Genomic DNA, 2763 nt, shown 5'->3' on the forward strand with positions numbered 1-2763 from the left:
GCAAGAGTGCTTGTTAGAGTTGTAGGTAAGGAGGTTTGGGGTAAAGGTATACCGCCAGCAGGGACTAGGGTTAAGGGTTTGGAAATGGATATTAGGGAGAGGTTTTCAGTTAAGCCTCTGGATATATTGAGGAGGAGGTTGGGTGGGGTTGCCGTTATTTCTGAGGCTAAGTTTGAAATAACTATGATGACTGAAGATGAGAGGAAGCCATCTGTGGTGTTAAATGTAAGGGATGTGTCTATTGATGATTTGTTGACGTTGGTGATGGCAGTCATAAATAGGTTCCAGTTGCTTAAAGCTTCAGCTTCGCTAAACATAACATTGAAGCCAGTGAAGGGAGAGTATTTCGTTATGCCTGAAATAACTGAGGATGAGAGGAAGGTGTTTGGGGAATATGAGAAGGGTATCAGGTATTTGTGTAAGTGAATTGGGTGAATTGAAGTGAAGGGTGAGATACAACGCGTAATAGTCTTTGATAAGAAGAGAATTGGGAAGGTGCATAGGCGTTATGTTGATAATATGAAGATTTATCTTGGTCACCCTGTTAGGGGGGTGAAGCCGCTTTTTGAAGCTAGGATAAGTAAGGAGACTGCTAAACTTGCTTTGGAAAAGTTTAAGGCTAATTTTGAGGATAAGGGGGATTTCTTGATAGTGAGTGGTGAAGATGTTGATGAGAAGATTAGGAGACTTGTAGTATTTAGTGGGGCGAGGCAGACTGTTGATGATTTCTTGGGGAGGCTTTTGTTGGATACTGTGACTTCGATGGGTGAAGTTGAAGTTCTCTTCTGGTATTCAAGATTTATTAATGCATATGAGGGGGGTGGTTATTGGGATGTCAATAGGGTTGCCAAATCCCTCAAAACCCTATATAGAATACGGGTCAAATGATGAAGCTAAGGTATTGCTTAAGTCCGTAGTTGAAGGGTTTAAATTTCACCCATTCTTCTTCATGTTGAGGGAGAGTATAGCTTCTGAAGATCCAGTATATCCATTTGCTCATCAGCAAGAATTGCTGGGTAAATTGTTTGCTAGGAAACCGTTAAGGGTTCTTATAGGTGATGAGATAGGTCTTGGGAAAACCATTAGTGCAATAATGCTTATTAAGTATCTTCTTGAAACTGAGGGGGTTAAGAGAGTATTAATCCTCGTGCCAAGAGTTCTCATACAACAGTGGGTTACGGAACTTAAGAGATTCAATTTAACAAACATTATGCAGTTGGAGAGGGATACCATATCAAGGTATTATGATTCAGAGTTTCCACAAGGAATCTATATAGCGTCAATAGACCTCATTAAGAAGGAGAAGCATAAGAAGAAGGTTTTGAGTGTAACTTGGGATGTTGTTGTGGTGGATGAAGCGCATAGGGTTGGTAAATTGGGTAGTGAGGAAACTCAGAGGTTTATATTGGTAAGCCAGTTGATTAAAGAGCCGAGCGTAAACGTCATAATGTTGACAGCTACACCACATAGGGGTAAACCGGAGGATTATATTGAGAGGCTTAAGCTCATAGATCCATTCATAAAGGCTGATCCAAAGGAATTGGATAATGAGAAATTCTACAGTCTATGTATGGGTTCAATAATTTTTAGGAGGACGAAACTTGATGTAAATGACATTTATGAGAAAATGAAGATTTTTACGAACTGTAAGTTTAAGGCTAGGGTTGTGAAGGCTTCAGATGAGGAGGAAGCTTTTCATAGGGAGCTGATAGAATTCCTACGTGCAAAACTTCTACAATACTATAGTATGATTGGTGAAATGCCGAAGGCTTTACCGTTACTCATGACATTAATAGCTAAGAGGGCTTCGTCAAGTCCGAGGGCAGCAATAATAACATTGGATAGAATACTTCAGCGAAGAGCAGAGCATATAAAATTTCTAAAGACCATGGATATAAGGGCATTGGAGGAGGAGCTTGATCATGAGGCAAGTTTAATAGCCGATGCACTTTTAGGCTACTCCTTTGAGGATAGTGGTCTGTATGCTGATGAAACTGAGGAAACTGTTGATGCTGATGAAATTGTGAAGAGATTTGTTGATAAGTGTAGCATTTTCCTTGATGAGAAGGATGTTGAGAAACTGAAGAGGTTGCATGAATTGGCTAGGAACATTATAGGTGAAAGGGATTCGAGATTAAATTCTCTGGTAAATGTGGTTCTCAATCATTTGAGGAATGGTGAGAAGGTTGTTGTTTTCACCGAGTTTAGGGATACAGCAGAATACTTGTTTAAGGAGCTTGGGAAGAGGCTTCCAAAAGATCTTGCTGATAAAATGGCGATGATAACTTCACTTGAAATTATACCGCCAGCGCCATACAGTAAACATGCGAAGAAGTATGATATAGAGGATGTTAAGAAGTGGCTTAGAATTGGAGATCTTCACCTCTTAATTTCAACGGACGTTGCCTCTGAAGGGTTAAACTTGCAAGTGGCCAATGTTGTTATCCATTATGAGCCAACATGGAGCCCAGTTAAGATAGTTCAGAGGATTGGTCGTGTTTGGAGGCTTGGTCAGGAAAAGGATGTTTACAGTTACAGTTTACTCTTAACAGTTGAAAGCGATATTGCAGCACTTGAAATACTCTATGCAAAGCTTCTCTCATGGATGATATCTGGGATAGAGAGGAAGGTGCCCATAGGCGAAGAGCTGGAGGTGGATATGTTGCCAAAGGATAAGTCTTCTTGTGATATAATACAGATACCATTAACAACTGAGAAGGGGAAACCGCAGTATAGTGAGTTTAAGGCTTGGATAGAATTTAT

Annotated in this window: 3 protein-coding genes; all 3 read left to right on the forward strand. The window is 40.2% G+C overall.

What is annotated here, in order from left to right; genetic code table 11:
* A partial coding sequence (locus tag MRT15_RS11260; RefSeq protein WP_304330311.1) for a hypothetical protein occupies positions 1-426 on the forward strand: 426 nt, incomplete at its 5' end.
* Between the two features lie 15 nt (positions 427-441).
* A complete protein-coding gene (locus MRT15_RS11265; RefSeq protein ID WP_304330312.1) occupies positions 442-888 on the forward strand; it encodes a hypothetical protein in 447 nt (148 codons plus the stop codon).
* The coding region (locus tag MRT15_RS11270) for a DEAD/DEAH box helicase (RefSeq protein ID WP_304330314.1) at positions 833-2763 on the forward strand (1931 nt) is incomplete at its 3' end. The genes MRT15_RS11265 and MRT15_RS11270, both read left to right, overlap by 56 nt.

It is taken from the genome of Candidatus Culexarchaeum yellowstonense, assembly GCF_024707025.1.
Classification (GTDB): Archaea; Thermoproteota; Methanomethylicia; order Culexarchaeales; family Culexarchaeaceae; genus Culexarchaeum.